Below are 562 nucleotides of genomic sequence, written 5' to 3' on the forward strand. Positions count from 1 at the left end.
GCTTTTCTTCCACCGCGCTGAGGAACATTAACCGTATAACTGCCGATGACGGACTCTTCAGCCAGAGCATCAAACAGTAGCCGGTCATCGTCAATCAATATGCGGTTCTGTGTTGCCCTGACAACAATCGTCTGGCATTAGTAAGCCGGTGCTGGATGTATTCATAAATATCTGCCTCCCGGTCGCAGACACTGATAACCTTCGCTATCTGATCACCCAACCTGTGTTCAATATTCTCCGCAGACCTCTGCCATTTAAAACTTTCTTTTTCTTCGTATGGACGTTGCTTGCGCTGATGTTTTTTGCCTCTTTCCTCGTCGTCTCTTATCCAGCGTTGTTGATCGATCAAACCAAAGGTTCTCTCAGAGTCCGCATCCAGTAACATGACTGAGTGCGCCCAGAGACCTTTGGATATACTGTTTTTCGGCCCGCCGTTATCACCCAACTCTGATCTGGCAGAGTGTTTGTAACTGAGCGTGGTGCTGTCCTCAATGGCCAGTATGAGTCGTGAGTTGTTTGCAGCGATCACTGTCGCCTGAAATCCGGCCTCAGCGATGGCATC

The 562-nt window shown here is 49.1% G+C and carries 1 protein-coding gene; it reads right to left on the bottom strand.

Translation table 11 applies throughout. The features are described 5' to 3' along the window. Nucleotides 1-94 precede the first annotated feature (94 nt). Nucleotides 95-562 (bottom strand): IS4 family transposase (locus J7439_RS25990; RefSeq protein WP_209204953.1); only part of this gene is annotated, 468 nt, incomplete at its 5' end.

Source organism: Salinisphaera sp. G21_0 (genome assembly GCF_017744115.1).
Classification (GTDB): domain Bacteria; phylum Pseudomonadota; class Gammaproteobacteria; order Pseudomonadales; family Endozoicomonadaceae; genus Endozoicomonas.